This is a genomic window from Phenylobacterium sp. (genome assembly GCF_036563385.1).
Lineage (GTDB): Bacteria > Pseudomonadota > Alphaproteobacteria > Caulobacterales > Caulobacteraceae > Phenylobacterium.
The window spans coordinates 576,904-602,874 of sequence record NZ_DATCML010000011.1; the positions used below are offsets into that span (position 1 = coordinate 576,904).

Annotated in this window: 25 protein-coding genes; 7 read left to right on the plus strand and 18 right to left on the minus strand. The window is 70.8% G+C overall.

Features of this window, described 5'->3' with window-relative positions:
* Window positions 1-31: 31 nt before the first annotated feature.
* Together VIL67_RS11030 and VIL67_RS11035 are read right to left on the minus strand one after the other, a co-directional pair.
* Window positions 32-967 carry an L-threonylcarbamoyladenylate synthase gene (locus tag VIL67_RS11030; protein WP_332048934.1) on the minus strand — a complete coding sequence of 312 codons (936 nt, stop codon included), beginning with the start codon at window positions 965-967 and terminating at the stop codon, window positions 32-34.
* Between the two features lie 42 nt (window positions 968-1,009).
* The gene (locus VIL67_RS11035; RefSeq protein ID WP_332048935.1) at window positions 1,010-1,801 is read right to left on the minus strand and encodes an SDR family NAD(P)-dependent oxidoreductase; all 792 of its coding nucleotides are present in this window, start codon (window positions 1,799-1,801) and stop codon (window positions 1,010-1,012) included.
* Between the two features lie 141 nt (window positions 1,802-1,942).
* On the opposite strand from VIL67_RS11035, the gene VIL67_RS11040 reads away from it, so the two are divergent.
* Complete coding sequence (locus tag VIL67_RS11040) at window positions 1,943-3,685, plus strand: acyl-CoA dehydrogenase family protein (RefSeq protein WP_332048936.1); 1,743 nt, start codon at window positions 1,943-1,945, stop codon at window positions 3,683-3,685.
* A 91-nt stretch (window positions 3,686-3,776) separates the two neighbouring features.
* Complete coding sequence (locus tag VIL67_RS11045; protein ID WP_332048937.1) at window positions 3,777-5,582, plus strand: ATP-binding protein; 1,806 nt, start codon at window positions 3,777-3,779, stop codon at window positions 5,580-5,582.
* On the opposite strand, the gene VIL67_RS11050 is transcribed toward VIL67_RS11045, so the two are convergent.
* Both VIL67_RS11050 and VIL67_RS11055 read right to left on the minus strand, forming a co-directional pair.
* The gene (locus VIL67_RS11050; protein WP_332048938.1) at window positions 5,579-6,184 is read right to left on the minus strand and encodes a hypothetical protein; all 606 of its coding nucleotides are present in this window, start codon (window positions 6,182-6,184) and stop codon (window positions 5,579-5,581) included. The two genes, VIL67_RS11045 and VIL67_RS11050, sit on opposite strands and share 4 nt — an antisense overlap.
* Window positions 6,185-7,366: an amidohydrolase family protein gene (locus VIL67_RS11055; protein ID WP_332048939.1), complete on the minus strand. Its 1,182-nt coding sequence runs from the start codon at window positions 7,364-7,366 to the stop codon at window positions 6,185-6,187. It abuts the gene before it with no gap.
* A gap of 105 nt (window positions 7,367-7,471) precedes the next feature.
* On the opposite strand from VIL67_RS11055, the gene VIL67_RS11060 reads away from it, so the two are divergent.
* Window positions 7,472-8,023 carry a DNA-3-methyladenine glycosylase gene (locus tag VIL67_RS11060; protein WP_332048940.1) on the plus strand — a complete coding sequence of 184 codons (552 nt, stop codon included), beginning with the start codon at window positions 7,472-7,474 and terminating at the stop codon, window positions 8,021-8,023.
* Here the strand turns inward: VIL67_RS11060 and VIL67_RS11065 are convergent.
* Both VIL67_RS11065 and VIL67_RS11070 read right to left on the minus strand, forming a co-directional pair.
* A complete protein-coding gene (locus VIL67_RS11065) occupies window positions 7,972-8,964 on the minus strand; it encodes a S8 family peptidase (RefSeq protein WP_332048941.1) in 993 nt (330 codons plus the stop codon). The genes VIL67_RS11060 and VIL67_RS11065 overlap by 52 nt on opposite strands.
* Before the next feature lie 103 nt (window positions 8,965-9,067).
* Window positions 9,068-9,550: a peroxiredoxin gene (locus VIL67_RS11070; RefSeq protein WP_332048942.1), complete on the minus strand. Its 483-nt coding sequence runs from the start codon at window positions 9,548-9,550 to the stop codon at window positions 9,068-9,070.
* 115 nt (window positions 9,551-9,665) lie between these two features.
* Here VIL67_RS11070 and VIL67_RS11075 point away from each other — a divergent pair, with 115 nt between their 5' ends.
* Entirely contained in the window at window positions 9,666-10,229 is a 564-nt protein-coding gene (locus VIL67_RS11075; RefSeq protein WP_332048943.1) for a YqgE/AlgH family protein, read from the plus strand.
* Here the strand turns inward: VIL67_RS11075 and VIL67_RS11080 are convergent.
* The 12 genes from VIL67_RS11080 to coxB all read right to left on the minus strand — a co-directional run bounded on the left by VIL67_RS11080 (window position 10,226) and on the right by coxB (window position 21,694).
* Window positions 10,226-11,896, minus strand: a complete 1,671-nt coding sequence (locus VIL67_RS11080) for a putative bifunctional diguanylate cyclase/phosphodiesterase (RefSeq protein WP_332048944.1) — start codon at window positions 11,894-11,896, stop codon at window positions 10,226-10,228. The two genes, VIL67_RS11075 and VIL67_RS11080, sit on opposite strands and share 4 nt — an antisense overlap.
* Before the next feature lie 30 nt (window positions 11,897-11,926).
* Window positions 11,927-12,538: a GNAT family N-acetyltransferase gene (locus tag VIL67_RS11085; protein ID WP_332048945.1), complete on the minus strand. Its 612-nt coding sequence runs from the start codon at window positions 12,536-12,538 to the stop codon at window positions 11,927-11,929.
* A 31-nt stretch (window positions 12,539-12,569) separates the two neighbouring features.
* Window positions 12,570-13,916: a M16 family metallopeptidase gene (locus VIL67_RS11090; RefSeq protein WP_414696200.1), complete on the minus strand. Its 1,347-nt coding sequence runs from the start codon at window positions 13,914-13,916 to the stop codon at window positions 12,570-12,572.
* On the minus strand, window positions 13,891-15,279 hold the full coding sequence (thrC, locus tag VIL67_RS11095; RefSeq protein ID WP_332048947.1) for a threonine synthase: 1,389 nt from the start codon (window positions 15,277-15,279) through the stop codon (window positions 13,891-13,893). Before thrC ends, VIL67_RS11090 begins: the two co-directional genes overlap by 26 nt.
* On the minus strand, window positions 15,279-16,037 hold the full coding sequence (locus VIL67_RS11100) for an SURF1 family protein (protein ID WP_332048948.1): 759 nt from the start codon (window positions 16,035-16,037) through the stop codon (window positions 15,279-15,281). The genes thrC and VIL67_RS11100 overlap by 1 nt, the downstream gene beginning before the upstream one ends.
* Window positions 16,034-16,216 carry a DUF983 domain-containing protein gene (locus tag VIL67_RS11105; protein ID WP_332048949.1) on the minus strand — a complete coding sequence of 61 codons (183 nt, stop codon included), beginning with the start codon at window positions 16,214-16,216 and terminating at the stop codon, window positions 16,034-16,036. Before VIL67_RS11105 ends, VIL67_RS11100 begins: the two co-directional genes overlap by 4 nt.
* A gap of 4 nt (window positions 16,217-16,220) precedes the next feature.
* Window positions 16,221-17,090, minus strand: a complete 870-nt coding sequence (locus VIL67_RS11110) for a cytochrome c oxidase subunit 3 (RefSeq protein WP_332048950.1) — start codon at window positions 17,088-17,090, stop codon at window positions 16,221-16,223.
* A 108-nt stretch (window positions 17,091-17,198) separates the two neighbouring features.
* Window positions 17,199-17,810, minus strand: a complete 612-nt coding sequence (locus tag VIL67_RS11115; RefSeq protein WP_332048951.1) for a cytochrome c oxidase assembly protein — start codon at window positions 17,808-17,810, stop codon at window positions 17,199-17,201.
* Entirely contained in the window at window positions 17,788-17,940 is a 153-nt protein-coding gene (locus VIL67_RS11120) for a hypothetical protein (RefSeq protein ID WP_332048952.1), read from the minus strand. Before VIL67_RS11120 ends, VIL67_RS11115 begins: the two co-directional genes overlap by 23 nt.
* Entirely contained in the window at window positions 17,941-18,915 is a 975-nt protein-coding gene (gene cyoE, locus VIL67_RS11125; RefSeq protein WP_414696201.1) for a heme o synthase, read from the minus strand.
* A gap of 85 nt (window positions 18,916-19,000) precedes the next feature.
* Entirely contained in the window at window positions 19,001-20,659 is a 1,659-nt protein-coding gene (gene ctaD, locus VIL67_RS11130) for a cytochrome c oxidase subunit I (protein ID WP_332048954.1), read from the minus strand.
* An 18-nt stretch (window positions 20,660-20,677) separates the two neighbouring features.
* Window positions 20,678-21,694 (minus strand): cytochrome c oxidase subunit II, encoded by a 1,017-nt coding sequence (coxB, locus tag VIL67_RS11135; RefSeq protein WP_332048955.1) that lies wholly within the window; start codon window positions 21,692-21,694, stop codon window positions 20,678-20,680.
* A 252-nt stretch (window positions 21,695-21,946) separates the two neighbouring features.
* Here coxB and VIL67_RS11140 point away from each other — a divergent pair, with 252 nt between their 5' ends.
* From VIL67_RS11140 to VIL67_RS11150, 3 genes are all read left to right on the plus strand, one after another.
* Window positions 21,947-22,303, plus strand: coding sequence for a DUF3140 domain-containing protein (locus VIL67_RS11140; RefSeq protein WP_332048956.1), 357 nt, complete (start codon window positions 21,947-21,949; stop codon window positions 22,301-22,303).
* Window positions 22,304-22,334: 31 nt separating this feature from the next.
* Window positions 22,335-23,765, plus strand: a complete 1,431-nt coding sequence (gene tldD, locus VIL67_RS11145) for a metalloprotease TldD (RefSeq protein ID WP_332048957.1) — start codon at window positions 22,335-22,337, stop codon at window positions 23,763-23,765.
* Window positions 23,766-23,883: 118 nt separating this feature from the next.
* Window positions 23,884-25,896 (plus strand): TonB-dependent receptor plug domain-containing protein, encoded by a 2,013-nt coding sequence (locus VIL67_RS11150; RefSeq protein WP_332048958.1) that lies wholly within the window; start codon window positions 23,884-23,886, stop codon window positions 25,894-25,896.
* The last annotated feature ends 75 nt before the right edge of the window (window positions 25,897-25,971 follow it).

Consider the following 25,971-nt stretch of genomic DNA (forward strand, 5'->3'; position numbering starts at 1 on the left):
CGGCACAAGGCCGGGGATGACGACCGTGGCGCTACCCCACGAACCCCGCCGCCCGGCGGAGGCGGTCGTTGATCGCTTCGCCCAGACCCTCCTCCGGGATCGGCGCCACGGCGATGGCCGCCGGCTCGGTCCGGTCGGCGGCGCGCAGGTAGGCGAACAGGTTGGCCGCCGCCTCGGCCAGGTCGCCGGTCGGCGACAGGTTCCAGCGGCCCCGCCCCCCCGGCCCGAACGACAGCCAGGCCTCTCCCGGGCGCGGCGAGACCGCCTCCAGCCGCACCGGCGACTTCGGCGCATAGTGCCGCGCGAGGCGCCCGGGCGAGCGCTTCGCGTCGGCCTCGGCCTCGGACAGCGGCCCGACCACCGCCTCCAGCTCGGCGCGGGTCACCGCCCCCGGCCGCAGCAGCCGCGGCTGGTCGAGCAGCGCCACCACGGTGCTCTCCAGGCCGACCGCGCAGGCCCCGCCGTCCAGCGCCGCGCCCGCCGCCGCGCCGGTCTCCTCGACAGCGTCCTGGAACGTCGTCGGGCTGGGGCGACCCGAGCGGTTTGCGGAGGGCGCCACCACGGGTCCGCCGAACGCCGCCAGCAGGCCGCGCGCCGTCGGGTGGGCCGGAACCCGCACCGCCACCGTGTCCAGCCCCGCGCGGGCCAGGTCCGAGACGGCCGTCCCGTCCGCCACCGGCAGCACCAGAGTGAGCGGCCCCGGCCAGAACTGTTCCGCGAGCGCCAGCGCCCGGTCGTCGAACCGGGCCACACGCTGCGCGGCCGCCAGGTCCGCCACGTGGGCGATCAGCGGGTTGAAGCTCGGCCGCCCCTTGGCCACGTAGACCGCGGCGACCGCGCGCGCGTTCGCCGCGTCCGCGGCCAGGCCGTAGACGGTCTCGGTGGGGAGGATCACCAGCCGTCCGGCGCGCAGGGCGCCCGCCGCCGCGGCGATCTCGGTCCCGTTCTGTGCTGCGCCCTCGGCCACGGGCGCTGGTTACACCGGCGCCCGCGCCTTGTCGTGGGTCGCCTACTTCTGGCCGGAGCCCGGCTCGGCCATGCCGCGGTGCATCTCGGCCAGGCCCGTCTGCGGCGTCACCGCCGCCATGGTGGCCTGCACCTTGTTCTTGAAGCCCGCGACCACGTCGCCCTCGCCGCGCATCATGGCGTGGAAGCCGACCTTGGCGACCATCGCCGGATCGTCCTTCTTGTCGGTGCCGACCTTGGTGTCCTCCATGCCGGCGCGTTCAAAGAAGTCGGTGTCGGTCGGCCCCGGCATCAGGCAGGTCACCGTCACCCCGGTGTCCTTCAGCTCGTTCCTGAGCGCGAAGGAGAAGCTGTCGATGAAGGCCTTGGTGCCATTGTAGACCGCCTGGAAGGTCCCGGGCATGAAGCCGGCGATCGAGCCGGTGAACAGGATCCGGCCCTGGCCGCGCTCCACCATCCGCGGGGCGAGCCGCTGCACCAGGTAGATGGTCCCGGTGATGTTGGTGTCGATCACGTGCATCCAGTCCTCGACCGGCTGCTCGAGGAAGGCGTGGCCCAGCCCGTGGCCCGCGTTGGCCAGCAGGGCGTCCACCGGCCGGTCGCCCACCAGCTCCACGAGCCTGTCCACGCCCTCGCGGGTGGAGAGGTCCACCTGGATGTGGTCGACATTCGCGCCCATGGCGCGAAAGGCCTGGGCGGCCTCCACGATCTCGGGCCGGTCGGCGGCGATGATCACGTCGAAGCCGTGGTGTTCGATGGCGTGCTTGGCGAGCTCGTAGCCGATGCCGGCGGAGGCTCCGGTCACCACGGCGAGCGGGCGAAGGTCTTCGGACATGGGCAATCCCTCTTTGGACCGCGCGGCCCGTCGCCGCCGGCCCCGGCGCGAGAAGCCTCAAGCGGCGCCCCGGTTCCTACGGTCCACCTTTGACCGCCGGGTTCCTTGGCCTAAACAGCGGCGGCAGTTGGAGCTTGCCCCATGACCTTCCGCGCGCCGGTCCGCGACCTCGCCTTCGCCCTGTCCACCGTCGGCCATGACGCCCTGGTGAAGCGCGCCTTCCCCGAGCTGGACGCCGACACCATCTCAGCCGTCCTCGAGGCCGCCGGCGGCTTCACCACCGACGTGCTGGCGCCGCTGAACCGCCGCGGCGACCTGGACGGCGCGAAGATCGAGAACGGCGTGGTTCGCGCCGCGCCAGGCTTCGCCGAGGCCTACCGCCAGTTCGCGGAGCAGGGCTGGAACTCGCTCGCCGCCGATCCGCAGTTCGGCGGCCAGGGCTTGCCCAAGGCCATGGAGCTCGCCGTCTTCGAGATGGTCCACGCGGCCAACATGGCCTTTGGCCTCTGCCCGATGCTGACCCAGGCCGCCGTCGAGGCGCTCACGCTGCACGGCACGGAGAAGCAGAAGCGCCTCGTCCTGCCGAAACTCGTCTCCGGCGAGTGGACCGGCGCCATGGTCCTGACGGAGCCGCAGGCCGGCACCGACCTCGCCGCCCTCAGCGCCCGCGCGGAGCCCGACGGGGACGGCGGCTACCGCCTGTACGGCCAGAAGATCTTCATCACCTGGGGCGACCACGACGCCACCGACAACATCTGCCACCTGGTGCTCGCCCGCCTGCCCGACGCCCCTCCCGGCGTGAAGGGCATCAGCCTCTTCCTAACCTCCAAGCACCTGCTCGACGACGAGGGGAACCTCGGCGCTCGCAACGATTTCCGGCCCGCGTCCATCGAGCACAAGCTGGGCATCCACGGCTCGCCCACCTGCGTGATGCTCTACGAGGGCGCGAAGGCCGAGCTGGTCGGCGAACCCAACCAGGGCCTCGCCCACATGTTCGTCATGATGAACGCCGCCCGCCTGCAAGTCGGCGTCCAGGGCGTGGCCATCGCCGAGCGGGCCTTCCAGCAGGCGCTCGCCTTCAGCCAGGAGCGCCGCCAGGGTCGCGCCGCCTGGGCCGCGGACGGCGCCATCTGGGGCCACCCCGACGTGCGGCGCATGCTCACCCTTTCCAAGGCCAAGATCGAGGCGGCCCGGGGCATCTGCCTGACCACCGGCGTGCTGGCCGACATCGCCCGCCTGGCCGACACCGAGGAGGAGCGCGCCGCCGCACGCGCCCGCCAGGAGCTGCTCACTCCTATCGCCAAGGCCTGGTCCACCGACGTCGGCGTCGAGGTCGCCTCCCTGGGCGTCCAGGTGCACGGCGGCATGGGCTTCATCGAAGAGACCGGCGCGGCCCAGCACTACCGCGACGCCCGGATCGCCCCGATCTACGAGGGCACGAACGGCGTCCAGGCGCTGGACCTGGTCGGCCGCAAGGTCCCGATGGCCGGCGGCGCCGTGATGCGCGAGCTCTGCGCCGAGATGCAGGTCACCGCCCAGACCCTCGCCGACACCGCCGAGCTCGCCGCCGTCGGCCGGCGTCTGGCCGCCGGCGTGGGGGCCCTGGAGCGCGCCACCGAGTGGGTGCTGGCCAACGGCGGCACGGCCGCCCAGGCCGCCTCGACGCCCTACCTCAAGCTGGCCGGCGACGTGATCGGCGGCTGGTTCCTGGGGCGCCAGGCGCTGGCCGCGGCCGGCGCATCGGATCCCTGGCTGCAGTCCAAGCCGGCGCTGGCCCGCTTCTACGCCGCCCAGGTGCTGGCCGGCGCCCCGGGCCTGGCCGACAGCGTCTGCGAGGGGGCTGGCGACCTGGAGCACGTCAGCCCGGAGGCGCTGGCCGGCTGACCGCCGGGCCTGCACGACCCTTGTTCTCCTAAGCTTTACCTTTTCCCCCTAGGGTCCGCCGCCTTCGGGGGATGCAATGCCAAGACGGGTCATGACCCAACCGCCGGTCGCCGGCGGCGACAGCCATTCTGTGGCGCCCAACGGGTACCAGCTGACGCTCGCCGGCCTGGTGCTGCCGGTCTGGGCGCACTACGCCTTCAACGCCTTGTCGGCGGGCGCCATGTGGGCGCTCGGCCACCCGGGCGCGGCCGGCGTCATGTTCCTCAGCGCCTGCGCCTTCGACACCGGGCTGCAGGCGGTGCTGCGCTGGTGGATCGCCGAGGCGCCCCGGACGCCCGAGGCCGTGGGCTTCCGCCGTATCGGGGCGCTCAGCGCCTTGCGCGTGGCCGTCTACATGGCGCCGGTCTATGCGGTCGCGCGGACCGGCGGCGACGCCGAGCTGCTGTTCTTCGGCCTGCAGTTCTGCGCCATGGCGGCCATCGCGATTTCGGCGGGCGCCCTGTCGCGCCTGATGTTCTGGTCGTTCGCCGCCCCGGCCCTCGCGGCGGCCAGCGGCCTCGTGCTGGGCCACCTCTCCGGCTGGCCGGCCGCCGGCGTGCTGGCCAGCCTGGCCTCCCTCGCCGTCATGATGATGCTGATCTCGCTGGGCACCTCGCGGGCGATCCGCGCTTGGCACGCGGCCTTCACCACCAACATCGCCATGATGAACGACCTCGCCGCCGCCCGCGACGAGGCCCGCCGCGCCCAGCGCGCCGCCTCCGCCTTCCTGGCCACCATGTCCCACGAGATCCGCACGCCCATGAACGGCGTGCTCGGCATGGCCCAGCTGCTCAAGCGCGACGAGACCGATCCCCGCCAGGCCCAGCGGATCGACACCCTGATCGACAGCGGCAAGTACCTGATGGGCATCCTCAACGATGTCCTGGACATCTCCAAGATCGACGCCGGCCACATGGAGATCGTCCACGGCGTGGAGGACCTGCAGCTCTTCCTCGACCGTCTGGTGGGGTTCTGGGGCGGACGCGCCCAGGAGAAGGGCGTCCGCCTCGGCCTGCAGGTGCAGGAGGGCCTCCCCGAGTTCGTGCAGATGGACGCCCTGCGCCTGCGCCAGGTGCTCTTCAACCTCATGGGCAACGCCCTGAAGTTCACCGAGCGAGGCTCGGTGGACGTGCTGGTGAGCGCGGAGAGCTGCGGCCCGGGGTCCGTTCGGCTGCGGATCGCCGTGCGCGACACCGGTTCGGGCATCCCGCAGGACAAGCTCGCCACCCTCTTCGACCGCTTCACCCAGGCTGACGCCTCCGAGGCCCGCCGGTTCGGCGGCACCGGCCTCGGCCTCGCCATCGCTCGTCAGCTCACGGAGCTCATGGGCGGCCGCATCTCGGTCGAGAGCCGCCTCGGCAAGGGCTCCACCTTCATCGTCGAACTTCCGATCGAGATCGCCGCCCGGCCCCGCCAGCCCGAGCACGACGCCGAGGCCCCGGCGCCCTCCGACGCGCTCAGCGTCCTTGCGGTTGACGACAACCCGGTGAACCTCCAAGTCATCGGCCAGCTGCTCGGCAGCTTCGGGCATGACGTGGTCCGCGCCGCCTCCGGCCGCGAGGCCCTCGACCTGATGGCCCACCAGGCCTTCGACCTCGTCCTCATGGACATCCAGATGCCGGGCATGACCGGCATCGAGACCCTGCAGGAACTCCGCGCCCAGGACGGGCCAAACCGCCACGCCCCGGTGATCGCCCTGACGGCCGACGTCACGTCCGGCGGCCGCCAGCGCTACCTCGACCTCGGCTTCACCGATCACGCCTCCAAGCCCATCCAGGTGGAGGAGTTGCTCGAGGTGGTGGTCCGCGCCCTTTCCGGCCCGGCCGCCCCCGAAGCCGCCGAAGCCCTCACCGGCTAGGGCGCGAAGACCACCTCGACCTCACCGATGCGGATCGCCGGCCCGGCGGCTCCGGCGATCTCGATCCGTGACACCCCGTCGGTCTCGCCGACCTCCAGGCCGGGGCAGCCGAATGCGGCCAGCGCCTCGGCCCCGTCTCCGCCGACCCAGACCCGGGACAGCGTCGGCCCCACGCCCGGAGCCGGCGTATAGAGCGGCACGGCGTACTCCGCACCCGCCTGGGTGACCTCGGCTTCGTAGGCGATCACCGCCAGGTGCGAGAGCGCGCCCTGCCGCCGGCGGAACGCCAAGATCGACCACGGCGGCCGGTACGCCTCGGGCGCGTCTTCCCTGGGCGCGCGTACGACCGACCAGCCGTGCGCCGCCGCCAGCGCCTCCGCGGCGTCGAGGGACCCGCGCAGCAGCAGGCTCGCCCCGAAGCCCGAGGCCTCGCCGTGCACGTCCAGGAAGGCGCCGTTGCCGAACCGCACCCCGCGCGAACGGACCTCGCCGCCGGGCGTCCACCCGTCCAGCACCGGCCGCCCCGTGACCGCGCTCAACGCCGCCAGGGCCACATCCCGCTCGGCGGTCGCGATCCAGACGTGGTCGAGGGCGAAGGCCAATCAGGCGGCCGCCAGCTCCGGCAGGTCGTGCAGCGCCGGGTCCAGCCCCTTGCCCATCAGGTCGATGAAGTTGTCCCGATAGAAGGCCCGCTTCGCCCGCTCGCTCACCCCGTCCAGGCTCTCATTGAACCGCTTCAGCGGGTTGCGGCCGCCCTCCACGTGCGGGAAGTCGGAGGAGAACAGCACGGTCTCCTCGCCGGCGTTGTCGATGATCCAGCGCACGTCCTCGTGCGGATAGGGCGTGACCCGCAGCTGCCGCCGCAGGATCTCGGACGGACGCGCCGACAGCTTCTTCAGCCGCTCCTCGCGGCCGAACGCGGCCGTACCGGAGTCCAGGAACTTCATCAGGCTGGGCAGCCAGGAGGCCCCCAGCTCGATCGCGCCCCACTTCAGCCGCGGGAAGCGGTCGAACACCCCGTCGATCACCAAGGCCGACAGGGTCTGCCAGGCGCTCAGCGGGATGGCCATGAAGGTGAGCGACGTGAAGTTCTCGTCGCCCCCGTGGAAGTCCTTCACATAGGGGAGGCCGTTTTCCAGGTAGTCCCGGCTCATCTTCTCCTCGCCGCCGACGTGGAAGAGGATCGGCAGCCCCGCCTCCTCGGCCAGCGCCCAGAGCGGGTCCAGCTCCACGTGGCTCGGGGAGAAGCCCGGCGGATGCCGCGACGGGACCACCAGCGCCTTGGCGCCCAGGTCGATGGCCTCCCTCGCGATCTGCGGCGCGCGCGCCCGGTCGATCAGGGGCACATAGCCGGTCGCCAGCAGGCGGCGGTCCACCGAGCAGAACTCGGTCATCATCCGGTTGTGGGCGCGCGCAGCTTCCAGGGCGAGCTCAACCTCCCCCATCTGCTCCAGGCCGAAGTTCGACAGGCAGGCGGTGGTGAACACCAGCTGGCTGGCGAAGCCCAGGTAATCCAGGGTGCGCGGCCGGTCGTCGGCCCGGAAGGCGCCCAGCGCCTCGTAGTTCTTGCGCAGCAGGATGTTGGCCTCGGCGCCCGCCCGGAACTCCGGATCCTCCTGCCGCGCAGCGGCGTTGGCGAACCATTCAGGCAGCACGTCCTTGCGTCCGGTCTTCTCGACGAAGGCGGCGCGGAACTTCGGGTCCAGGTACCGATTGATCGTGCCTGGCAGCTCCATCACGTGACTGTCGGCGTCGTGGATGGTTTGGCCCTCGACGTACGGCATGCCAGCATCCTCCCAATGGTCTCTTCTTCTCCCGACATTCCGCCGCTTCGAAATTCCGCCCGTCAAGCCGACGTGTGGCGAAGACATCCTGCGGAAGCGGCGCAGATGCTGATCGGCTGGGAGCTGCTGGTCGGCGGCGTCGGCGGGCGGATCGTCGAGACCGAGGCCTACCACCACGAGGACCCGGCCTCGCACAGCTTCTCGGGTCCCACCCCGCGCAACGCGGTGATGTTCGGCCAGGTGGGCCGCGCCTACGTCTACCGCTCCTACGGCATCCACTGGTGCCTGAACTTCGTCTGCGGCGAGAGCCCCGGCAGCGCCGTGCTGATCCGCGCCATCGAGCCGACGCAGGGCCTCGACGCGATGCGCGACCGCCGCGGGCTCGCCGAGCCTCGCGCGCTCTGCTCCGGCCCGGGCAAGCTCTGTCAGGCGCTGGGGATCACGCGCGAGCACGACGGCCTGCCGCTGGACGAAGCGCCCTTCGAGTTGCGCCCGGGCCAGGCCTCGGGCGTCGTCGCCGGCCCGCGGATCGGGATCACCAAGGCGGTGGATGTCCCCTGGCGTTTCGGCGAGGCCGGCTCGCGGTTCCTCAGCAGGCCCTTTCCTCAGTCCGCCGTGGCGAAGGCGCGGCCAAGGTCAAGGACGCCGCGGCCATAGATCGGGTCCACGCCCGGCGGGCCGAGGTCGCGGGCGGAAACCAGCACCCGCTCGGCCGCCTGGCGGCCGCTTAGCTGCGGATGCGCCTCCATCATCAGCGCGAGCGAGCCGGCGACGTAGGCCGTCGAGAACGAGGTCCCCGACACCAGCTTGCACTTGCGCGTGCAGTCGGTGAGCACCCACTCCCCCGGCGCGGCCACGAACCAGGGGCTGGCCGCGCCCGCGCGGTTCGACCAGGGCGTCAGGTCGCCATAGTAGCTGGAGGCGCCGGCCACCACGATCGAGCCGGCGAACCGCGGGTCGGCGGCGTAGCGGGCCGGCCAGGTGGGCTCGTCGCCCTTGCGGTTGCCGGCGGCGATGACCACCACCGCACCGCTGTCGACCGTGCGCCGCAGAGCGGCCTCGAACGCCTCGCCCAAAGGCTTGCGGCCTTGCAGGGGCATGACGACGATCCGCGCCTTCTCGGCCACCGCCTGATCCAGCGCCGCGGCCAGGTCGCTGGGGCGGAATGCGCATTCGCCGTTCTGCCCGCCGTCGAAGTCGGCGCGGATGGAGACCACATGGGCGTTGTACGCCACCCCTACCATCCCGGCGCCGTTCAGCGCCGAGGCCAGGGGCCCGGCCACGTAGGCGCCGTGCCGCTCGACCGGCGGACCTGCCCGCCCGGCCACCACGTCACGCGAGACCTTCACGTTTCGCCGGACCTCCCGCTGCGCCGCGACCACGCCGCAGTCGACCAGCGCCACCGTCACGCCGCGTCCGGACAGGCCGGCGCGATAGGCCGCCTGCGCGCCGATGGCCTCGAGCCCCCAGCTCTTGCGGTACTCGTCGGTCTGCGGCCGCGGGCGGCGCATGGCGGCGTCCGCGGTGCTGGCGAAGGCCGCCAGGCTGGCGACGGCGCAGAGACCGGCGGCGGCGCGCCGGCTAAGGGAGCTCAGCAAGGCCCCACCCCTTCCTCATGATGCTTGGGCGCGCCGCCCGATGGGCGACACGCGCGTGCGCGGAAGATGGGGTGGGCGGCCGCACGGCAAGCGCGGCCTTGGTCTAGAGCTGGGCGAGCAGGTAGTCCGCCGAGGAGATCTTGAATTCGCCGGGCTGCTCGACGTTCAGTTCCTTCACCACGCCGTCCTCGACGATCATCGAGTAGCGCTGCGAGCGCACGCCCATGCCGAACTTCGAGGCGTCGAAGTCGAGGCCGAGCGCCCGGGTGAACTCGCCGCCGCCGTCGGCCAGCATCACGATGTCCTCGCCCACCGCCTGGTCCTCGGCCCAGGCGCGCATGACGAAGGCGTCGTTCACGGACACGCAGGCGATGGTGTCGACGCCCTTGCCCTTGATGTCGGACGACAGCTGCTTGAAGCCCGGCAGGTGCTTGGCCGAACAGGTGGGGGTGAAGGCGCCCGGCACCGCGAACAGCGCCACCTTCTTGCCGCCGAAGACGTCCTTGGTCGACACCGGACGGGGCCCTTCGGCGGTCGCCTGGGTGAGGGTGGCGTCCGGCAGCCTGTCGCCGACTTTGATGGTCATGGGCGTCTCCTGATGGATCGAGCTTCGCGGGAGATAGCGACAACTCCGCGCCACGCAACCAACCATGTGCGAAGGCGCCTTGAAAGCGCTTCGATCCCGCCCGAAGCTGGCGGGGATGCACGACGGGTTCTTCGCAGGCCAGCTGCTGATCGCCATGCCGGGGATTTCAGACCCCCGCTTCGAGCGGTCTCTCATCCTCGTCTGCGCGCACGACGCCCGCCACGCCATGGGGCTGGCCGTGAACCGGCCGGTTGAGGGGCTGACGGTGCCCGACCTGCTCGCCCGGCTCGACATCCAGTCGCAGATCAAGGCGCCGCCGGACCTGGTCCTCATGGGCGGGCCGGTGGAGCGCGAGCGCGGCTTCGTTCTGCACACCGACGACTACCTGGCAGAGCACAGCCTGGAGGTCGGCGCGGGCCTGGCGCTGACCCCTACCCGGGACGCTCTCGAGGCCATGGCCCAGAACAGCGGCCGGCCACGCCGCTCCGCCCTCGCCCTCGGCTACGCCGGGTGGGGCGCCGGCCAGCTCGAGGACGAGATCAAGGAGAACGTCTGGCTCACCTGCGAACCCGACGAGCAGCTGATCTTCGGCGGCGGCCACGACCACAAGTGGAGCCGCGCGCTGGCCAAGCTGGGCGTGGATCCTGAGCGGCTGAGCTTCGCCGCGGGCCGCGCCTAGCCGCGCGTGCCGCGGGCCATCACCGGCGCGGCGCCGTCCACATAGCTCTCGTTGAGGTAGACCTCGGCTTCTTGCGGGGAGAGCGCGGGCGCATAGCCGAACCCCTGGCCATAGTCGCAGCCCAGCGCCTGCAGCTGGCGCGCCATGCCTGCGTTCTCGACCCCTTCCGCCACGACCTCCAGGGCGAGGTCGCGCCCGAGCTTCACCACCGAGGAGACGATCTTCGCCGAGCCGTCGTTGGTCGCCATGGTGCGCACGAAGTAGCGGTCGATCTTGAGGGTGTCGAACGGCAGGCGGGTCAGATAGCTCAGCGACGAGAAGCCGGTGCCGAAATCGTCCAGGGCCAGCGCCGCGCCGGCGGCGCGCAGCTCCCCCAGCACCACCGCCGCGTGCTCGGGGTCGCGCATGACGTCGCTTTCGGTGACCTCGAGCTTCAGCGCCCCGGGCGGAAGCCCCGTCTCCTGGCGGATAGCCGCCACGTCCTGCACCAGCCCGGGCCGGTCGATCTCCCCCGTGGAGAGGTTGATCGCCACGGTCAGCTCCCCCGCCGCCTTGTGCTTCAGCCGCCAGGCGGCGAGCTGGCGGGCGGCGTCGCGCATCATCTGGGCGCCGAGCTCGCCCATCAGCCCCATCTCTTCCAGAAGGGAGAGGAACTGCTCGGGCATCAGCAGGCCGCGCCGGGGGTGGCGCCATCGCACGAGCGCCTCGAACCCGGACAGCGCGCCCGTCGAGAGGCGCACGATGGGCTGGTAGAAGGGCGTCAGCTCGCCCCGGGCCAGCGCTCCCTTCAGGTCGCCTTCGAGGGCCAGCCGCGACAGTCCGTCGGTCTCAAGGCTGCGGCCGTAGGCGGCCGCGCCGCCGCGGCCGTGGCTCTTGGCCGACTCCACCGCAAGCTCGGCCCGGCGGAGCAGTTCGGCCGCTTCCGGCGCGGCGTCGCCGCCCTGGGCCGCCACCGCGCCGATCGACAGGGTGGGATGGATGTCGAAGCCGGCGACCCGCAACGGCTGCTCGAGCGCCCGGCGCAGCGCCTCAGGGCCGGGAGACCCTGCCTTGGGCGCGAGGGCGGCGAACTCATCCTCGCCGATGCGGGCCAGCAGGGCGCCGGGCGGGAAGGCGGCCGCCAGGCGCGAGCCCAGCGCCGCCAGCACCAGGTCCGCCCGCTCGTGGCCCAGCGCCTCGTTGAGGCGGCGCAGGCGGTCGAGGTCGGCCACGATCAGCTCGTGCTCGCCGGGCGCCTGCAGCCGTTCGCGGGCGCGGATGATGAAGCTTCGGCGGTCCAGCAAGCCGGTCAGGGCGTCCTGGTCTGCGGCGGCGAACTTGGATTCCGGGGCCACGACGCCCGCCGCGCGGCGTCCCTCCTCCAGCCAGACGCCACGCCAGACGCAGGCGCCGCCGCCGCGCATCCGCAGCCGCACGGAGATCTCGCTTCCGGGCTCGCCGGGGCGCAGCAGGTCCTCGGCTGTCGCCCGGTCCTGGGGCAGGGCGAGCGCCCGAAGGGCGGCGGAGGAGCAGTCGGGCGCCAGGGGGCCCAGCCCCAGGGCGCGGGTGGCGCCGGTCAGCCGCAGGCGATCGGTGTCCGGCTCCCACAGCCAGAGCACGACGTCAGCCGCGCCCAACGCTTCGAGCGTCGTCGTCGCGTCCCACGTCCATTGGCCGCCGCCTGGCATGGATCTCGTCGCCTGACAGATACGCGCCGGTCAGACCGACACACCCTCGTCCGGCCCCTCGGGCGCGCTCAGCGGCGTCGTCAGACCGAACAGGACATGGTCTCGCCAAACGCCGTTAATTTTCAGATAAGCCTTGGCGTAGCCTTCCTCGGTGAACCCGGCCTTGAGCAGCAGGGTGCGCGAGGGGCCGTTCTCGGGGATGCAGGCGGCCTCCAGCCGATGCAGGCCGAGCGTGCGGAAGGCGAAATCGGAGAGCGCGCGAACGGCCGCCAGCGTCAGGCCCTGCCGCGTGAAGGGCTTGCCGCACCAGTAGCCCACCGAGCCCATCTGGGCGACGCCCCGGCGCACGTTGGAGAGGGTGATGCCGCCCGTCAGCGCCCCGTCCGAGGCGCGCAGGACGAAGAACGGATAGGCGGCGCCCAGGTCCCGGTCCCGCTGGTAGGCGGCCAGCCGCCGCCGGAACGCGGCCCGGGACAGGTCGTCGGCCGGCCAGGTGGGCTCCCACGGCTGCAGGAAGCTTCGCGACTCCGCCCGCAGCTCGCGCCATTCAGGATAGTCCGCGGCGCGCGGCGGACGGAGCACCACGCCGTCGCCTTCCACGCGAAGGCCGCTTTCCGGCGCGATCCAGTCCAGCAGGGCCATTCCCGCGAGCCTCGCGGATTTCGCGGGCGCGTCAATAGGTTGGGGTGAAGGCCACGGCGCCCAGGCCGAACAGGGAGGCTTCGAAGACGGGGGCGGCGCGCAGGGCGGGCTTGGGCCCAAGCACCGCCACCGCCGACTTGCGCGAGCGCAGGATCCACTCCACCAACCGCGCGATGTCGTCGGCGGTCACCGAGTCCACTTCGCGCGCCACGATGTCCGGGTGCAGGGTGCGCCCGAACAGCAGCACCTGTCCCGCCGCCTGCTCGGCCCGGGCGAGCGCGCCTTCCCGGCCCATGAACATCGAGCCCTTCAGCTGCGCCTTGGCGCGGGCGAGTTCGGCTTCCGGAACGGGCTTGAGCAGCTCGATGATCTCGCCCGCCGTGACCCGCGCCAGTTCCTCAGCGTCGGTGGCGGCGCAGCCGGCGAACACCCCCAGCACGCCGGTGTCGGCGTAGGTCTCCGAATAGGCGTCGATGGCATAGGCGAGGCCGCGCTTCTCCCGCGCCTCCTGGAACAGGCGCGAGGCCATGCCGCCGCCCAGGATCTCGGCCAGCAGCCGCAGCGTGAAATAGTCCGGGTCGAGCACGCCCACCGCCGGCAGCAGCAGCACGATGTTCGCCTGCTCAAGCTTCTTGGCCACCGGCCGCTCGCCGCCCGTGAAGCTGGCCGGCTCCGGCGGCGGCAAGGACGCCCCTTCCGCCTGGCCGAAATCGCGCTCCGCGAGCCTCAGCAGCTCGTCTTCGTCCACCGCGCCGGCGGCGCTGACCACCAGGGTCTCGGGCCCGTAGAGCGCGGCGCGCCATTCGCTCAGGGTATCGGGGCTCGCCCGTCCGATGGACTCGGTCGTCCCCAGGATCGGCCGGCCCAGCGCCTGGCCCTCGAAGGCCGCCTCCTGGGCGAGTTCGAACACCAGGTCGTCCGGCGCGTCGGCGGCCTCGGCGATCTCCTGGGCGACCACCTGCTTCTCGCGCCGCAGGTCGTCCTCTTCCATGTGCGGGCGCAGGACGAGGTCGGACAGCACCCGCGAGCCGAGGTCGAGGCCGTGCTTCAGCGCCCGCACCTGGTAGCTGGTGCGCTCATAGCCGGTCGCGGCGTTGATGTTGCCGCCCTCGGCCTCGATGACTTCCACGATGCCCCGGGCCGAGCGGCCGCCGGCGCCCTTGAAAACCATGTGCTCCAGAAGGTGCGACCAGCCGGAGCGCTCGGCGTCTTCGAAGCGCGCACCGCGGCCCGAGACCACCGACAGCGCCACGGTTTGCAGGCCGGGGATGGGGTCGCACACGACGCGCACCCCGTTGGCCAACGTATGCACCCGCGGCGTCTCCGCCGCCGGGGACACGCCGGCCGCCTTCTTACGCCTCGGCGAACGCGCGGACATAGGCCTTGATCGTCTCCGTCTCTGCGGGGAGACGCTCGTAACGCTCGGGCCGCCCCGCAAGGTCCGCCGCCCCGCGCGGAAGGGTCGGCGTCACGCCGCACGCCTTGGCCACGTCGTCCGGGAACTTGGCGGGGTGGGCGGTGGACAGCACCACCACCGGGCCCGGGACGTCACTGCGCTTCAGCGCCGCGACGGCGACCGCCGTGTGCGGGTCGATCAGCTCGCCCGTCTCGTTCAGGGTGGCGACGATCGTGCGCAGCGTCTCGTCCTCGCCGACCGCGACCCCGTGGAACATCGCCTGCATGGTCGCAAAAGCCTTCGGCGGGATGTCGATGGCCCCCGCCGCGGCGAAGGCTTCGAAGGCGCGCGCGGTCTCCACCGGCTCGCGCGCCACGCCCTCGAAATACAGCCGCTCGAAGTTGGATGCCGACTGGATGTCCATGGCCGGCGAGATGGTCGGCTGAACGACCCCGCGCTCGTAGCGCCCCTCCGCGAAGGTGCGGGCCAGGATGTCGTTGGCGTTGGTGGCCACCACGATGCGGGCGATCGGCAGCCCCATGCGGCTGGCCACGTAGCCGGCGAAGGCGTCGCCGAAGTTGCCTGACGGCACGCAGAAGCTGATCGGCCGCTGCGGGGCGCCCAGCGCCACGGCGCTGGTGAAGTAGTAGACCGCCTGGGCGGCGATACGGGCGAAGTTGATCGAGTTCACGCCGGATAGGTCCACGGCTTGGCGCAGCACCTGGTCCTGGAAGGTCTGCTTCACGATCGCCTGGCAGTCGTCGAAGGTGCCCCGCACCGCGACACAAGCCACGTTCGGCTCGACGGCGGCGGTCATGAACCGCCGCTGCACCTCGCTGATCCGCCCTTCCGGGAAGAGCGCCACCACCTTCACGTTCTTGCGGCCGCGGAAGGCCTCCACCGCCGCCCCGCCGGTGTCGCCAGAGGTCGCGCAGACGATGGTCTGCAGCCGGTTCTGCTTGCCCAGGATGTGGTCGTACAGCCGGGCCAGGATCTGCATGGCCACGTCCTTGAACGCCAGGCTGGGGCCGTGGAACAGCTCCGCCAGGAAGGCGTCCGGGCCGAGCTGGACGAGGGGCACGACCGCCGGGTGGTTGAAGGTCGCGTAGGCCTCCCGGCACATCTCGAGCAGCTCGGCCGGCTCGATCTCGTCGCCGGCGAAGGCGCCGATGACCGCGGCGGCCACCTCGGCGTAGGGCCGGCCCGCGAAGGCCGCGATCTGCTCGGTCGTGAATGTGGGCCAGGTCTCCGGCACGTAGAGGCCGCCGTCGGGCGCGAGCCCCGCCAGCACCGCGTCGACGAAGCCCACGGCGGGCGCCTGCCCCCGGGTCGAAATGTACCGCATCAGGCTTTCCGCCGCCTCCAGAGCATGGCGGCATAGACGCCGGCCAGGGCGCCGGCAAGGCCGAACCAGGTGCCCGCGTACTCCAGATGCCGGTTCGGGATCGCCGCCGGGATCGGGGCCGGCTCCAGCGCCCGCCACGCCGGGTTGGTGGAGGTCTCCGCCATCAGGAAGATCGGCGCGGGCCGCTCCGCGCCCAGCGCCTGCGCCATGGCGGCCACGTCGCGCGAGAAGAAGCGGCCGGGCCGGTTCGGCGGCGTCACGAACGTGGCGGCCTCAGGCGCCCGCAGAACCCCGGTCACCGCCACCGGCGCGGTCTGCGCCGGGTCCACCGCAGGCCGCGCAGAGATGGTGTCGGCCACGAAGCCGCGGTCCACCAGGACGGTTTTGTAGCGCAGGGCGTCCACCCGGCACGCCGAGATCAGCCGGGAGCCGGCCTTTCCGTCCTTGAGGCCGTAGAGCTCCACATAGGGGGCGGCGGCGAGGCCGGGGCAGACGGCCGTGACGCGGGTGAAGTCCACGTCGCCGCCTTCGTTCAGCGCGTCGAGCGCCGGCCCGATCGGCCGCGGCGGCATGTTCTGCAGCCGCTCGATGCGTGCGATGAGGTCGCGCTTCCAAGCCAGCCGCTGCAGCTGCCAGGCGCCCAGCCCCACCAGCACGGCCAGGGCGATGGCGGTCACCACGGTCAGCGCGACGGGGAAGCCGCGGCGCTGGGCCCGGGGCTCGCGAACAGGGACTTCAGGCTCCCAGGAGTCCGTCACGACGCGGCTCGCATCAGAAACACAGCTGGCCCGTCGCCGGGGTTGGCGCGGGCCAGGTCGAAGCCGCAGGCTTCGCAGCGCAGGGACGCCTTGAGGACGCCGTCGAACAGGCGGCCTTCGCCGCCGGGGGGGCGGCGGCCCGCCAGGCCCGCGAGGCGCGGGTTGCGGGCCGCCGGCACCGGCCTAGTGGCCCCCGCCGCCGAACACCACGTAGATGAAGGCGAACAGGAACAGCCACACCACGTCGACGAAGTGCCAGTACCAGGCCGCCGCCTCGAAGCCGAAGTGCTTCTGCGGGGTGAAGGCGCCGTTCATCAGACGGATCAGGCATACCGCCAGGAAGATGGTCCCGACGAGCACGTGGAAGCCGTGGAAGCCCGTGGCCATGAAGAAGGCCGAGCCGTAGAGGCCGGAGTTCCCCGCTTCCTCGTTAAAGAAGTACTGGTGGTCGAGGATGTGGTGATACTCGTAAGCCTGGATCGCGGTGAACAGCACGCCGAGGACAATCGTAAGGATCAGGGCGATCTTGGCGCCGCGGCGGTCGCCCTGCTGCAGCGCGTGGTGCGCCCAGGTGACCGTGGTGCCCGAGAGCAGCAGCGTCAGGGTGTTGAGCAGCGGCAGCTCCCAGGCCGGCACCGTCTCGACGCCGTGCGGCGGCCAGCTTTCCCAAGCGAGGCGAACCTCCTCGATGGAGGACAGGGTGCGATGGCCGTTGAACAGGGCCATCTCGAAGAAGATCCAGAACCAGGCGACGAAGAACATCACCTCGGAGGCGATGAACAGGATCATGCCGTAGCGCAGGCCGATCGAAACCACCGGGGTGTGATCGCCGGCGTTGGCTTCCTTCACCACGTCGCGCCACCAGCCGAACATGGTGTAGAGCACGCCAGCGAGGCCGAGCAGGAAGACCCAGGGGAAGCCCTTCTCGAGCCCGAACAGGCCCTTCATCCAGACCACGCCGCCGATCGCCATGACTACGGCGAACAGCGAGCCGAGAAGCGGCCAGGGGCTCGGGTTGACCAGGTGGTAGTCGTGCTTCACGCCTTGGGCCATAGCCGTCCAGTACCCCTCGCAAGTCAGCGCGCGCCGGAGTCGCGGCGCGGGCAGTCGAATTCCGGCACGCTATAGCCTTGCGTCGCGCCCTCCGCCAAGGGGGAAAGGCTAACCGGCGTTCGCCGGCTTGTGCGCCTGGGCGGTGGCGGGGGTCGGCGGGGCATCCGTGGACGGGAAGAAGGTGTAGGAGAGCGTCACCTCGCCCTTCCCCTTGGTCTCGAAATCCGAGGCGTACTTGGGGTCCACGAAATAGAGCACCGGCATCTCCACCGTCTCGCCGGCTCCGATCGTCTGGTCGGAGAAGCAGAAGCAGTCGAGCTTCTGGAAGTAGGGGCCGGCCTGCTCGGGGACGACGTTGAACACCGCCCGACCGGTGATTGGCGAGCTGCCGTTGTTGGTCACCTTGAAGAGCGCGAGCTTGGTCTCGCCGATCTTCGCCGCCTGCGAGGTCTGCTCGGCGGTGAAGGTCCAGGGCAGGTTGCGCACATTGGCGTCGAAGCGGATCGTCAGCTCCCGGTCCAGCACCTGGCCGGGCGCGGCCTCGGCCCGCTTGGTCGTGCCGTCGAAGCCGGTGAGCTGGCAGAAGGCGCGGTAGAGCGGCACCGAGGCGTAGGCGGCGCCGATCATGCCGAAGAAGCTGGCGGCGCAGATCGCCGCCACCCGGGCGTTGCGCTTCTGCTCGGGCGTCAGCGGGCGCTTAGAGGGGGCGGGCGGTGACATTGGCGCCCAGGCGCACGAGGGTGACCACGAAGATCAGGACGACGAACAGGGCCAGGCCAAGGGCGAGCGCGATGTTGCGGCCGCGCCGGGCCTTGGTCTCGACGTCGGACTCGCGAGCGGGATCGCTCATCTAGAAGACCTCCAGGGCGGGCAGGCCCGCCAGGTGTTCCACCAGCAGGGTGGCGAAGAGAAGGGCGAGATAGAGGATGGAGAAGGCGAACAGGTTGCGGGCGTCCTTGGCTCCGGCGCGCACGTCGTAGAGCCCCCCCTTGCCTTCCGGGTCGTTGCGCTGTCCCCCCGCCTCGCCCGCCTTGCTGCGATAGAGCCGCCAGGCGAGCAGCAGGAAGACGAGGGCCCCCAGGCCCGAGACGGCCAGGTAGGCCACGCCGCCGAGGCCGGTGAAGGCCGGGGCGATGGCGAAGGGCGTGAACAGCAGGCTGTAGATCCAGATCTGGCGACGGGTCGAGGACGCGCCGGCGACGACCGGCATCATGGGCACGCCGGCCTTCTGGTAGTCCTCGCTGGTGTAGAGGCTGAGCGCCCAGAAGTGCGGCGGCGTCCACATGAAGATGATGGCGCACAGCAGCCAGGCGTTCAGCGGGGTCGTGCCGGTGACCGCCGCCCAGCCGATGACCGGCGGCAGGGCGCCGGCCAAGCCGCCGATGACGATGTTCTGCGCCGTCCAGCGCTTCAGCCACATGGTGTAGATCACCGCGTAGAACACGATGGTGAAGGCCAGCAGGCCGGCCGCCACCCAGTTCAGCGCCATGCCCATCAGCATGACGGAGAACAGCGACAGCACGACGCCGAGCGTGAGGGCGTCGGCGCCCTGCACCCGGCCGGCAGGCACCGGCCGCCCGCGGGTGCGGCGCATCTTCGCGTCGATGTCGGCGTCGTACCACATGTTGAGCGCGCCGGACGCGCCGGCGCCGACCGCGATGCAGAGGATCGCCACGGCGCCCAGGATCGGGTTCACCGGCTGATCCGCGGCCACCAGACCGGTCAGCGCGGTGAACACCACCAGCGACATGACGCGCGGCTTCAGCAGCTGCAGGAAGTCCTGCCAGCGGGCCGGCGCGCGTGTGGTGGATTGGGCCGTAGCCATGGCCATTACAGAATACCCGGAATGTTCGAAGGGCGCGCCCTTTCGGAGCGCGCCCCTCTCAGATGGTCCCGATGGGGCCGTTCGCCTAGTGGTGGGCGTCGGGCTTGATCACCGGCAGTTCGTTGAACTGGTGGAACGGCGGCGGCGAGGACAGGGTCCATTCCAGCGTCGTCGCGCCTTCGCCCCACGGGTTGGCCTCGGCCTTCCGGCGGAACACCATGGCGTCGAGCAGCATCACCAGGAAGACGCCCACGCCCACCAGGGTCACGGCATAGCCCAGCGAGGAGACCTGGTTCCAGTAGGTGAAGGCCTCCGGGTAGTCGACGTAGCGGCGGGGCATGCCCTGCAGGCCGAGGAAGTGCTGCGGGAAGAAGATCAGGTTCACGCCGACGAAGGTGACCCAGAAGTGCAGCGCGCCCAGCCACTCGCGGTACTTCACGCCGAAGATCTTCTCGAACCAGTAGTAGAAGCCGGCGAAGATCGCGAACACGGCGCCCAGCGACAGCACGTAGTGGAAGTGGGCGACGACGTAGTAGGTGTCGTGCAGGCTGTAGTCGATGCCGGCGTTGGCCAGCACCACGCCCGTCACGCCGCCGACCGTGAACAGGAAGATGAAGCCGATCGCCCAGAGCATGGGCGTCTTGAAGTCGATCGACCCGCCCCACATCGTCGCGATCCAGCTGAACACCTTCACGCCGGTGGGCACCGCGATGACCATCGTCGCGGCCACGAAGTAGGCGCGCAGATTGATGTTCATGCCCACGGTGTACATGTGGTGCGCCCACACGACGAAGCCGATGAAGCCGATGGCCACCATGGCGTAGGCCATGGCGAGGTAGCCGAACACCGGCTTGCGCGAGAAGGTGGACACGATGTGGCTGATGATGCCGAAGCCCGGCAGGATCAGGATGTACACCTCGGGGTGACCGAAGAACCAGAACAGGTGCTGGTACATGACCGGGTCGCCGCCGCCGGCCGGGTCGAAGAAGTGGGTGTTAAAGTTGCGGTCCGTCAGCAGCATGGTGATCGCGCCCGCCAGCACGGGCAGCGAGAGCAGCAGCAGGAAGACGGTGACCAGCACCGACCACACGAACAGCGGCATGCGGTGCAGGGTCATGCCCGGCGCGCGCATGTTGAAGATGGTGGTGATGAAGTTGATCGCGCCCAGGATCGAGCTCGCGCCCGCCAGGTGGAGCGACAGGATCGCCAGGTCCATGGACGGGCCGGCGTGGCCCGAGGTGGAGAGCGGCGGATAGGCCGTCCAGCCGCCGCCGAAGCCCAGGCCCGGCCCGCCGTCCACGAACATGGACGTGCAGATCAGCACCCAGGCGGCCACCAGCAGCCAGAACGAGATGTTGTTCATCCGCGGGAAGGCCATGTCGGGCGCGCCGATCATCAGCGGCACGAACCAGTTGCCGAACCCGCCGATCAGGGCGGGCATGACCATGAAGAAGATCATGATCAGGGCGTGGGCGGTGACGACCACGTTGTAGCCGTGCTTGCTGGGTTCGATCAGGCCGGTCTGGGCGAGCAGGCTGCCCTCCCGGAACACCTGGATGCCCGGCTCGGCCAGTTCCCAGCGGATCAGGCCGGACAGCGCGCCGCCCACCAGGCCCGCCATGATGGCGAACAGCAGGTAGAGCGTACCGATGTCCTTGTGGTTGGTGGAGAGGAACCACCGCGTGAAGAAGCCCGGCTTGTGGTCGTGGGCGTCGTGGTGGTCGTGAGCGGCTGACGTGGCCATCTGAACGCTATTCCTGGCTTATTTCGCAGCCGGCGCCGTGGGCGCGGGCTGAGCGTTGGTCGTCGCGGGCGCCGCAGGCTGCGGCGTGCGCGGCGCGGCGGCGGCGGGATTGATCGTTCCGGTGGCGGCTGGGCCGGCAGCCGGGGCCGCGGGAGCGGGCTCGGTGTTCATCGCTCCGGCATCGCCGGCGTTGTCCAGCGCGGTCTTCGTGGCGTCGGGGCCCTTTCCGCTCTTGCGGGCCACCCAGGCGTCGAACTCGGCCTGGCTCACCACGCGCACCTCGATGGGCATGAAGGCGTGGTCGACGCCGCACAGCTCACGGCAGTTGCCGTAGTAGGTGCCGACTCGCTCGGCCTTGAACCAGGTCTCGTTCACCCGACCAGGAATGGCGTCGACGATCACGCCGAACGAGGGGACGGCGAAGGCGTGGATCACGTCGGCGCCGGTGACCAGCACGCGGACCGTCTTGTTGACCGGCACGACCATCGGCTCGGTGGTCGCAAGGCGGAACGGCACGTTGTTCGCCCGGGCCTGGTCCTCCGGCAGCATGTTCGAGACGAACTCGGAGACTTCCTGGTCCGGATACTCGTAGCCCCAGTACCACTGGTAGCCGGTCGCCTTCACCGTCAGGTCGGGCTTGGGCATGTCGTGGTAGGCGAACAGGAGCTTGAACGAGAAGATCGCGATGAACACCAGGATCAGCACCGGGACGAGCGTCCAGGTCACCTCGATCGCGGTGTTGTGGCTCCAGCGGGCCGGCACCGGGTTCGCGCGCTTGTTGTACTTGACGATGACCCAGACCAGCAGGCCAAGCACGAACAGCGTGATCGCCGTGATGATCGGCAGCAGGATCGCGTTGTGGAAGAAGATGGCGTCGTGCCGCAGCGGGGTCACCCCCGGCTGCAGGTCGATCGCGCCCGGGGTCGGCTGACCCATCAGGTCATTGGCGAGGGCGGTCGCGCCCCAGAACGCCGACATCGCGCCCGCGACGGCGCCTGCCGTCAGCGCTCGCATACCCTGAAACCTCGACTTCATGTCCCCTCGGTCTGGTTGGCCGGCCGCGTCTCGCGAAACTGACGAATCGCCCCCGCCGACTGTCTGAAGGGCGCGCGCAGGCATGCTGGCGCACGCTGCCCGGCCCTTCGGGCGCGTGCATACGCGCATCGCTTTGCCTTGCCAAGGCGCTTGCCGCCTCGCACCACGCGGTTGCCGCGCCGACCACGGCGACGCCGTAAAGATCAGGCTGGAAGAGGCGGTTCCGGCGGAATGCCGTTCGTGGAGATTCGCATGCACCTGAGCCCGGACGAGGAGCGCGTGATCCGCAGGGAGTTCGACCGCCTGGTCAACCTCGCCCCGTCCGAGCTCGAGGCGTGGCTGGAGACGCCGCAATCCAGGAAGGTGGGGATGGTGCGCGCCGGCGAGCGGGAATCCGTCGGCCGTCAATCGGCCCGCAAGATCCTCGCGATCCGCGCCAAATCCCCGGACGACCTCACCGAGGCCGACTACGCGCATATGAAGAAGGTGATCGGCTACTGCCGCCGCCACCTGGCGCAACGTCCCTGGGGCGACGTCACCGACACCCGCTGGCGCTGGAGCCTGATGAACTGGGGCCACGATCCTCTCAAAGGGCGCGACGGCGGGTGACGCCCGTCTCTCGGCTCCCTATCTTGCCCGCATGAACGCGCACGCTCCCGCCCCTTCGCTCCTGGACGCCGCCGGCGTCGACCCGAACCGCGCCCGCGAGATCCTCGGCGACGCCCTCGCCGGCGCCGACGACGGCGAGCTCTTCGTGGAGCGCAGCGAGAGCGAGTCCTTTCTGTTCGACGACGGCCGGCTGAAGTCGGCCGCCTACGACTCCACCGAAGGCTTTGGCCTGCGGGTGGTGGCGGGCGAGACCGCCGGCTACGCCCACTCCAGCGAAGTCTCCGAGGCCGCCATCCGCCGCGCCGCCGATTCCGCCCGGCTCGCCAAGCGCGGCTACGCCGGCGTCGCCGCCGAGGGCCCGCGGGCCACCAACGCCAAGCTCTACGGCGAGGACAATCCGCTCGCCTCCCCCGGCTTTTCCGACAAGGTCGCCCTGCTGCAGGAGATCGACGCCTGGGCCCGCGCCCGCGACCCGCGGATCGTGCAGGTCATGGCCTCCATGGCCGGCGAGCAGCGGACCGTGGAGATCCTGCGCGCCGACGGCCGCCTGATCCGCGACGTGCGCCCGCTGTCGCGCATCAACGTCCAGGTGACCGTCGAGAAGGATGGTCGCCGTGAAAACGGCTACACCGGCCAGGGCGGCCGCGCCGGCTTCGAAGCGTGGATCAGCCCCGACAAGTGGCAGGACGCGGTGGAGGAGGCGCTGCGCCAAGCGCTGGTCAACCTCGAGGCGGTCCCCTGCCCGGCGGGCGAGATGGACGTGGTCCTGGGCCCCGGCTGGAACGGCGTCCTGCTGCACGAGGCGGTGGGCCATGGCCTGGAGGGCGACTTCAACCGCAAGGGCACCTCGGCGTTCTCCGGCAAGGTCGGCGAGCGCGTCGCCGCCCCCGGCGTCACGGTCTTCGACGACGGATCGATCCTCGGCCGCCGCGGCTCGCTGACCGTCGACGACGAGGGCACCCCCACCGAGCGCACCATCCTGATCGAGGACGGCATCCTCGTGGGCTACATGCACGACCGGATGAGCGCGCGCCTGATGGGGCTGAAGGCCACCGGCAACGGCCGCCGGCAGTCCTACGCCCACATGCCCATGCCGCGGATGACCAACACCGGCATGATGGGCGGCGACTCCAACCGGGAGGAGATGATCGCGTCGACCAAGCGCGGCCTCTACTGCGCCAACTTCGGCGGCGGCCAGGTGGACATCACGAACGGCAAGTTCGTCTTCCAGTGCACCGAGGCCTACCTCATCGAGGACGGCAAGGTGACCGCGCCAGTGAAGGGCGCGACCCTGATCGGAGACGGTCCTTCGGCGCTCACCCGCGTGACCATGATCGGCGACGACTTCGCCTTCGATCCCGGCATCGGGGTCTGCGGCAAGTCGGGCCAGAGCGTGCCGGTCGGCGTCGGTCAGCCGTCGCTGAAGATCACCGGCCTGACCGTCGGCGGCACCAGCCTCTAGCGCTGGTTAGGCCATAGTCGAAGGCGGAACCTGTCTTCGATGTAATCCAGGTTACAGCCATTTAACTGGCCTCTCTCCCCAGGCCCTCTCTACCTGAGGGTGCTCTGGGGAGAGATCGATGCTGTTCGTTCATGTGCTTGCGCAAGCCGCCGTCGCCGCTGCGCCTTCGCCCGCGGCCCAGGGGGTCACCAGCTACCCCGCAAGCTTCTTCGCCAGCCAGCAACCGGCGAACGTCGCCGAGATGCTCGACCGGGTGCCGGGGTTCGCGCTCGACACCGGCGACTCCGTTCGCGGCTTCGAGGGCTCGGCCGGCAACGTCGTCATCGATGGCCGCCGGCCGGCCAGCAAGACCGACAACCTGGAGCAGATCCTGCGCCGCATCCCGGCGAGCCGGGTCGAGCGGATCGACATCATCCGGGGCGGCGCGCCCGGCATCGACATGCAGGGCAAGACCGTCATCGCCAACGTGGTCCGCAAGGCCGGCGGCGGCCTGACCGGCCTGGTGGCGGCCGCCCAGAACCACACCGGCGACGGCCGCACGGCGCTGGCCGTGCGCGCCGAGGCGCAGGGCGAACTCGGCCCCCGCTCCTGGGAGCTCGGCTTCTACGGCGGCAAGGGGATCGACGACGGCTATGGCGAAGGCCAGGCGATCCGCCAGTACCCCGACGGCCGCCCGACCGTTACGGCCGATCTCGACCAGGAGGGCGACCTGCTCGACTGGCAGGGAACCGGCACGTTCGAGACCCCGCTGGCCGGCGGCGTCGCCCGCCTGAACGGGCGCCTCTCCGAGCGCAAGTACAAGTTCGACGAGGCGTTCCGCATCCTCACGCCCACGCCCGGACTCGAGAACAGCTCCGAGGTCTTCCACGAGAACGACGCGGAACTGGGCCTCAACTACACCCGCGCCCTGAACGCCAGGACCGCGGTGGAGATCGTCGGCCTGCGCCAGCAGGGCAGCTTCGACATCGTCTCGCGGTTCGCCGCCGGCCCGGCGGATTCCACCTTCGTGCTCGACCGCGAGACCACCGAGACCATCGGGCGTGCGGTGCTGAAGTATCGCCACGACGACCGGCTGTCGTTCGAGGGCGGCGGCGAGTTCGCGGTCAACGACCTGGAGAGCGCCAGCCAGCTGTTCGTCAACGGCGTGGAGGAGGACCTGCCCGCCGCCAACGTCCAGGTGAAGGAGGAACGCGGCGAAGCCTTCCTGAAGGCCACCTGGCGGCCGATCAACGCCTGGACCGTCGATTCCTCGATCCGGTACGAGACCTCGACCATCTCGTCCGACGGCGACGTGGTGCTGGAGAAGACGCTCCACTACTGGAAGCCGCGGGTGTCCGTCACCTGGGATGCGCTGAGCCGCACCCAGTTCCGGTTCCGCCTCGAGCGCGAGGTGGGCCAGCTCAACTTCGACGACTTCGTCGCCTCGTCGCGGTTCTCCAGCGGCGGCGGCGTGACGGCCGGCAACCCCGACCTGAACCCTGAGCAGGCCTGGGTGGGCGAGGCGGCGGTGGAGCAGCGCTTCTGGGGCTCGGGCTCCATCCTGCTCGCCGTCCGCCACTACGAACTCAAGGACGTCGTCGACCGCGGGCCGGTGTTCGGCCCCGCCGGCGAGGTGTTCGACCGTCCCGAGAACATCGGCGAGGGGACGAAGGACGAACTCGCCCTGGAGGCCACCGTGCCCTTCGCGCGGGTGGGGCTGAACGGCGTGCTGCTGCGCGGCGAGGTGATCAAGCGCTGGTCCGAGGTCACCGACCCGACGACCGGCGAGAAGCGTGAGATCTCCGGCCTCAAGCCGCTGGACTGGGAGGTCAGCCTCACCCACGACGTGCCGGCCTGGCGCATCAACTACGGCGTCGACGCCTACGGCGGGTTCCGCCAGACCTACTACCGGTACAATGTGGTGGAGACGGTGAAGTTCAGCACCTACGTCCACCCGTTCCTGGAGTGGAAGCCGCAGCCGGACATCCACATCCGCTTCGAGGCCCCCAACGTCACCGGCCGCGGCGTGCGGCGCACCATCGCCAGGTATCCCGGTCCGCGGAACGCCGGCGGAGCGCCGAGCATCGAGCACCGCGACGTGAGCGCGCCGCAGATGTGGTACGTCCGCGTCCGGAAGACCTTCGGGGGATAGACGCTGCTGGCTCCCGCGCAGTCAGCGAAACATTTCACCGATTTAACCCACCTTACGGGCATTTAATTGGCTCCA

What these genes read in the sequence shown, in the direction of transcription:
- VIL67_RS11035 (WP_332048935.1), bottom strand. Translation starts at nt 1,801, where the DNA reads ATGTCCGAAGACCTTCGCCCGCTCGCCGTGGTGACCGGAGCCTCCGCC.
- VIL67_RS11040 (WP_332048936.1), top strand. Translation starts at nt 1,943, where the DNA reads ATGACCTTCCGCGCGCCGGTCCGCGACCTCGCCTTCGCCCTGTCCACC.
- VIL67_RS11045 (WP_332048937.1), top strand. Translation starts at nt 3,777, where the DNA reads ATGACCCAACCGCCGGTCGCCGGCGGCGACAGCCATTCTGTGGCGCCC.
- VIL67_RS11055 (WP_332048939.1), bottom strand. Translation starts at nt 7,366, where the DNA reads ATGCCGTACGTCGAGGGCCAAACCATCCACGACGCCGACAGTCACGTG.
- VIL67_RS11060 (WP_332048940.1), top strand. Translation starts at nt 7,472, where the DNA reads ATGCTGATCGGCTGGGAGCTGCTGGTCGGCGGCGTCGGCGGGCGGATC.
- VIL67_RS11070 (WP_332048942.1), bottom strand. Translation starts at nt 9,550, where the DNA reads ATGACCATCAAAGTCGGCGACAGGCTGCCGGACGCCACCCTCACCCAG.
- VIL67_RS11075 (WP_332048943.1), top strand. Translation starts at nt 9,666, where the DNA reads ATGCACGACGGGTTCTTCGCAGGCCAGCTGCTGATCGCCATGCCGGGG.
- VIL67_RS11080 (WP_332048944.1), bottom strand. Translation starts at nt 11,896, where the DNA reads ATGCCAGGCGGCGGCCAATGGACGTGGGACGCGACGACGACGCTCGAA.
- VIL67_RS11085 (WP_332048945.1), bottom strand. Translation starts at nt 12,538, where the DNA reads ATGGCCCTGCTGGACTGGATCGCGCCGGAAAGCGGCCTTCGCGTGGAA.
- VIL67_RS11090 (WP_414696200.1), bottom strand. Translation starts at nt 13,916, where the DNA reads ATGTCCGCGCGTTCGCCGAGGCGTAAGAAGGCGGCCGGCGTGTCCCCG.
- thrC (WP_332048947.1), bottom strand. Translation starts at nt 15,279, where the DNA reads ATGCGGTACATTTCGACCCGGGGGCAGGCGCCCGCCGTGGGCTTCGTC.
- VIL67_RS11110 (WP_332048950.1), bottom strand. Translation starts at nt 17,090, where the DNA reads ATGGCCCAAGGCGTGAAGCACGACTACCACCTGGTCAACCCGAGCCCC.
- VIL67_RS11115 (WP_332048951.1), bottom strand. Translation starts at nt 17,810, where the DNA reads ATGTCACCGCCCGCCCCCTCTAAGCGCCCGCTGACGCCCGAGCAGAAG.
- VIL67_RS11120 (WP_332048952.1), bottom strand. Translation starts at nt 17,940, where the DNA reads ATGAGCGATCCCGCTCGCGAGTCCGACGTCGAGACCAAGGCCCGGCGC.
- cyoE (WP_414696201.1), bottom strand. Translation starts at nt 18,915, where the DNA reads ATGGCTACGGCCCAATCCACCACACGCGCGCCGGCCCGCTGGCAGGAC.
- ctaD (WP_332048954.1), bottom strand. Translation starts at nt 20,659, where the DNA reads ATGGCCACGTCAGCCGCTCACGACCACCACGACGCCCACGACCACAAG.
- coxB (WP_332048955.1), bottom strand. Translation starts at nt 21,694, where the DNA reads ATGAAGTCGAGGTTTCAGGGTATGCGAGCGCTGACGGCAGGCGCCGTC.
- VIL67_RS11140 (WP_332048956.1), top strand. Translation starts at nt 21,947, where the DNA reads ATGCACCTGAGCCCGGACGAGGAGCGCGTGATCCGCAGGGAGTTCGAC.
- tldD (WP_332048957.1), top strand. Translation starts at nt 22,335, where the DNA reads ATGAACGCGCACGCTCCCGCCCCTTCGCTCCTGGACGCCGCCGGCGTC.
- VIL67_RS11150 (WP_332048958.1), top strand. Translation starts at nt 23,884, where the DNA reads ATGCTGTTCGTTCATGTGCTTGCGCAAGCCGCCGTCGCCGCTGCGCCT.